Origin of the sequence: Roseiarcus sp. (genome assembly GCF_052145395.1) — a bacterium.
In the GTDB taxonomy this organism is placed as follows: domain Bacteria; phylum Pseudomonadota; class Alphaproteobacteria; order Rhizobiales; family Beijerinckiaceae; genus Roseiarcus.
Genome location: NZ_JBKQOT010000439.1, coordinates 1 through 4,791, shown reverse-complemented (window position 1 = coordinate 4,791; position 4,791 = coordinate 1). Strand labels below are relative to the sequence as shown.

Genomic DNA, 4,791 nt, shown 5'->3' with positions numbered 1-4,791 from the left:
CGCCGGTCGCGAGGTTGTCGTCGTCGAAGCCGAAGACGCGATCGGAACGGGGGTGAGTTCGCGCAACAGTGAGGTCATCCACGCCGGCATCTATTACCCGACAGGCCTGACGAAGACGCGGCTGTGCGTCGAGGGCAAGGCGATGCTCTACCGGTTCTGCCGCGACTACGGCGTGCCGCACCGGCGCTGTGGCAAGCTGATCGTCGCCGCCAGGGAGAGCGAGGTCGAAATGCTGGCGGCGCTCGAAGCCCGGGCGAAGGCGAACGGCATTGACGATCTCGTTTGGCTCACCGGCGCAGAGGCCTGCGCGCTCGAGCCGGCGCTTCGGTCGAGCCGCGCACTGCTGTCGCCCTCGACCGGCGTCGTCGACAGTCACGCGCTCATGCTGGCGCTGCGCGGCGACGCCGAGGCGCACGGAGCGATGATCGCACTCGCATCGCCGGTTGTCGCCGGGCGAGCGCAAGGCGACACGGTGACGATTGAAATCGGGGGCGCGGAGCCGATGCGGCTTGCCGCGAGCCTCGTCGTCAACGCGGCGGGCCTCGGCGCGCAGAAGGTCGCCCGCGCCATCCAAGGGATGCCGGCCGACAAGATTCCCCCGCTGCACCTCGCCAAGGGCAACTACTTCTCGCTGAGCGTCCGCTCGCCATTTTCCCGCTTAGTCTACCCGATGCCGGCCACAGGCGGCCTCGGCGTCCATCTCACGCTCGACCTCGCGGGGCAGGCGCGCTTCGGGCCGGACGTCGAATGGATCGATTCGGTCGACTACGCCGTCGACCCGAGGCGCGCAGAGTCCTTTTACGCGGCGATCAGGACCTACTGGCCGGAGCTGCCGGACAACGCGCTGCAACCCGCCTATTCCGGCATTCGCCCGAAGATCGCGCGCCCTGGCGGGTCCGACACCGACTTTCTGATCCAGACTGAGGATGACCACGGCGTCCGGGGACTCGTGAACCTGTTCGGCATCGAGTCTCCTGGCCTGACCGCGAGCCTTGCCATCGCCGAGGACATCGCGAAGACGCGTTAGGCGGGTCGCCCCGCGGGCAGTGGCGCCGGTGTGGCTTTCAAAGCGTGTCGGAGAACCAGTCGGTCGCAAGCGTCGCCGCCGTCTCCACCTTGGACGCGTCCGAATAAAGCGTCATGTGCGTGGTGTGCGGCAGAACGTGGAGCTTCTTGCGCGGGCTCGGGACCGCGTTGAAGGCGCTGATTTCGAGATCCCAAAGCGTCAGGTCGTCACCTTCGGCGACGATCATGAAGGTCGGCGTGTTGTAAATCCGCTTCACGAACGGGCCGACGTCATAGGTCATGAGGAGATCGACCGACTCGACCGTGCTCCGGTTTTCGTAGAGCGGAGCCTCCTTGGCCTTGATCGCCATGAAGGTTTGGACGGTCTCGGGGAATGGCCAGGCGGAGACCTCGGCCTCCGAATTCTCCGTGGCATGCGGCAGGTAGAGGCGCTCAGCCGGGCGCTCGTAGCGAAGCTTGCGATCCTCGAGAACGAGATTCCACAGTCGCCGAAACTCTATGGTGCCGTGAGCGCGGCGCATGTTCTCGTAGCCGTCGATGACTGGGATCTGACTGACGATCGACTTCACGCGCGGGTCGATCGCGGCGAGGATCAGCGCATGGCCGCCGGAATAGGAAATGCCCCAAACGCCGATCCGTTTCGGATCGACGGCCTCGTGCCGTTCAAGAAAGGAGATCGCGTTCTGGTAGTCTCGAATTTGCGCCCAAGGATCGAGATGCTGTCGGTTGTCGCCGTCACTGACGCCAAGGTTGCGATAGTCGAAGATCATGGCGTTGATCCCAGCGGCGGCGAAAGCCTTCGCGTAGGTTGGCATCACGATCTCGCGCACGTAGCACCAGCCTCCAGCGAGCGCGACCGTCGGACGGCGACCGCCGCCCTCGGCCCGATAGAGCCAAGCGCGAACCGTGGCGCCCTCAGACTGAAAATCGACGTCAAGCCTTTCCATTCCGACCTCCCATGACCTGTTGAGAGCGGTCGGGCTTAATCTTCAGGCTCCCGCTCTTCTTTCTTGTCCTATTCCGTGCTCGCAGGCTTGACGCTTCAACTCTTTGCTCACCGCCTAGAATTGACTCAGCGGTCTTTCGGAGACCAAAGGGCTCCAGGCTTCTCATGCAGCACGGCCATACCGGCCGGATAACTGACCAATTCGAGCTGCATGCCCCAGGGGGACAGGAAGTAGACCCAGGTCAGCCCCTTCGACGGCCCAGACTCCATGGTCGTCGGTTCCCCCTGGACGGTGATTCCCTGCGCCTTCAGGTAAACAACCGCGGCGTTCATGTCCTCGACGTAGAAGGCCAGGTGGTGTCCGCCGACATCGCTATTGCGCGGGGGCGTGACGCCCGCCCCCTCGAGCTCGTACTCGAACACCTCGAAGGAAGGGCCCGTCTTGCAGCGGAACATGCGGAGCTTCCGGATGACGGCGCGCGGATCAACCCCGAGATGCACCTGCATCCAGTCGTCGTCCGACTGGAACGGCCCGATCTCGTAGACCGGCGAACAGCCGATCACGTCGACGAAAAAGCGGGTCGCCGCTTCGAGGTCGGGCACGGTGAAGCCCACGTGATCCGTGCCCGCGAGCCCCGGGAGACCGTCGCTCACCGTTTCGACGCCGAGTCGGAAATCATCGTCATGAGTCGTATCTTCTGAACCTCGAAAACCTTGTCCCTGACCTCGGCGAACTTTTTCAGGTGCGGCAGTTCCATGTGCTTGTCCCACTCGGCCCGGTTCTTCCAGTTTTCGTAGTAGGTGAACTCGGCCGGGTCTTCGTTGTCCTGGTGCAACCAGTATTCGAGGACTCCTGGCTCGGCGCGGGTCGGCGCGATCAGCCCCAGAAGGAACGTCTTGGTCTCCTCGATCTGCCCGTTGAGGGCGCGCAGATGCGCAACGACGGTCAGCTGATCGGACATTTCACCTCTCCTTTTCCTCTCTTCCCACGACACGCTATTTGCAGTTCTTACGCGCGGCCGCGTCCGCGAACGCCCGAGTAAATTAGCGCGGCAATCAGGATGAGCGCGCCCTGAAAGACATATTGGTAGGTTTGGGACAGCCCCAGGAACGCGACGGCGCTGAGCACTTCCGTCAGAAGCAGCGCGCCGACGGCGGTTCCGACGAACGTTCCCCGTCCGCCGCGCAGGCTCGTGCCGCCGAGAACCACAGCGGTGATGCTCGACAGGGTGTAGTTCACGCCTTGCCGAGGATCGCCGACGCCGATCTGGGCCATCAGCATCACGGCTCCAAGCGCGGCGAACAGCGATGAGCCGATGTAGCCGAGAATGACGATACGATCGATCGGCAGACCGATGCGTCGCGCGGACTCCTCGTCCGAGCCGACAGCACGGAGCTGCCAACCGGCCCGGGTGTTCCGCAGCGCGTACTCGCCAGCCACGACGAATGCCGCCAAGACGAGGAAAGCCACAGGGATTGGCCCGATCTGGTAGGTGATCGCCTGTGTCACGCCAGCGTTGATGTATCCGTCCGGGCCGTCGCGCAGTAAGAAGCTGCACCCCTGCAAACCAATATACATCGCAAGAGTCGCGGCGATCGGCGTGAAGTTCGCGAACCGGATCAGCGAGCCGTTGATCGCGCCCACCACGACCGCGCCCAAGAGCATCAACAGGAAGCCCGCCGCGATGGTCGTCAAGGACTGGCCGTCGTTGACGAAGAACGAGGCGACAACGACGAGGAAGCCCGCGAGCGGTCCGACCGAGAGATCGACGCCCGCGAGCAATAGCGCGATCGTCTGGCCCATGGCGACGAAGCCGAGCGCCGTCGCCAGCGTCAAGACGTTGTAAATGTTGAAGGACGAAAGGAAATTCGGGTTGTTGCTGTATCCGTAGAGCGCAAGCAGGATGGTGACGATCGCCAGCGGAACTGCGGGCGCGTTGTCCGCCTGAAGGAAGTGGCGCCAGCCGGTTCGCCCCGTCCCGCCTCCCGTTCCGACTCCGCCCGAGTCGGCGTGATGTTCGGCGCTGACGGCGGCCGAGACGATTTTGGCTTCGGCGACGTCGGCGCCGTTGAGCGTCTCGACGACGCGCCCTCTCGAAAGCACGATGACCTTGTCGCAAAGGCCTTCCAGCTCGGTGGCGTCGGAGCACTTCACGATGACCGGTTTGCCCGAGTCCGTGATCTCCCGCAGAATCCGATAGATTTCCGCGCGAGCGCCGACGTCGACCCCCTGGGTCGGCTCGTCGGCCACGATCAGACCCGGGTCCGAGAGCAACGCGCGCGCCAAGACGATTTTCTGCTGATTGCCGCCCGAGAGCGAGGTCACCTGCGACTCTATGCTCGTGGCCTTCACCGCCAGCGACCTGAACGCGCTCGTGACCTGATCGACCTCTCGCCGGCGGCTGACGACCCCGAGCGAAGCGAACGACCCGAGCGCCGACATCGACGCGTTTTCGCGAACTGTGAGGTCGCCGGCGAGTCCTTCGGACAGGCGATCCGAAGGCATGTAGGCGGCTTCGTAAATGAGCTCGTGGCTGCTCAGCGAGCGGCCGCCAAGCGAGATCGCGCCCTCGGAAGGCTGGAGGCCCGCAAGGGCGCGCATCAACTCGGACTGGCCGTTGCCCGCGACTCCGGCGACCCCGACGATCTGGCCGGGCGAGGCGTCGAAGCTCACGTCCTTGAATTTCCGACCGCTCAGGGAGCGGACGGAAAAGTTGACGTCCTTCGCGGCGGCGTTCGCCTTCGGCGGAAAGGTCGATCCGAGTTCGCGGCCGACGATCATGCTCAAAAGGGTCTCGTCGCTGACCTCAGCGACGAGC

The 4,791-nt window shown here is 64.3% G+C and carries 5 protein-coding genes; 1 reads left to right on the top strand and 4 read right to left on the bottom strand.

The features are described from left to right. A partial coding sequence (locus tag ACLP25_RS14925) for an NAD(P)/FAD-dependent oxidoreductase (RefSeq protein WP_442469972.1) occupies nt 1-1,027 on the top strand: 1,027 nt, incomplete at its 5' end. Between the two features lie 37 nt (nt 1,028-1,064). Here ACLP25_RS14925 and ACLP25_RS14920 read toward each other — a convergent pair. The 4 genes from ACLP25_RS14920 to ACLP25_RS14905 all read right to left on the bottom strand — a co-directional run. Next, the gene (locus ACLP25_RS14920) at nt 1,065-1,973 is read right to left on the bottom strand and encodes an alpha/beta hydrolase (protein WP_442469971.1); all 909 of its coding nucleotides are present in this window, start codon (nt 1,971-1,973) and stop codon (nt 1,065-1,067) included. Nucleotides 1,974-2,098: 125 nt separating this feature from the next. Then, nucleotides 2,099-2,626, bottom strand: a complete 528-nt coding sequence (locus tag ACLP25_RS14915) for a VOC family protein (protein WP_442469970.1) — start codon at nt 2,624-2,626, stop codon at nt 2,099-2,101. After that, nucleotides 2,623-2,934 carry a putative quinol monooxygenase gene (locus tag ACLP25_RS14910; RefSeq protein ID WP_442469969.1) on the bottom strand — a complete coding sequence of 104 codons (312 nt, stop codon included), beginning with the start codon at nt 2,932-2,934 and terminating at the stop codon, nt 2,623-2,625. Before ACLP25_RS14910 ends, ACLP25_RS14915 begins: the two co-directional genes overlap by 4 nt. Nucleotides 2,935-2,981: 47 nt before the next feature. Beyond that, nucleotides 2,982-4,791 (bottom strand): ABC transporter permease subunit (locus ACLP25_RS14905; RefSeq protein ID WP_442469968.1); only part of this gene is annotated, 1,810 nt, incomplete at its 5' end.

Coding starts and splice junctions, on each gene's coding strand:
- ACLP25_RS14920 (WP_442469971.1), bottom strand. CDS start 1,973: ATGGAAAGGCTTGACGTCGATTTTCAGTCTGAGGGCGCCACGGTTCGC.
- ACLP25_RS14910 (WP_442469969.1), bottom strand. CDS start 2,934: ATGTCCGATCAGCTGACCGTCGTTGCGCATCTGCGCGCCCTCAACGGG.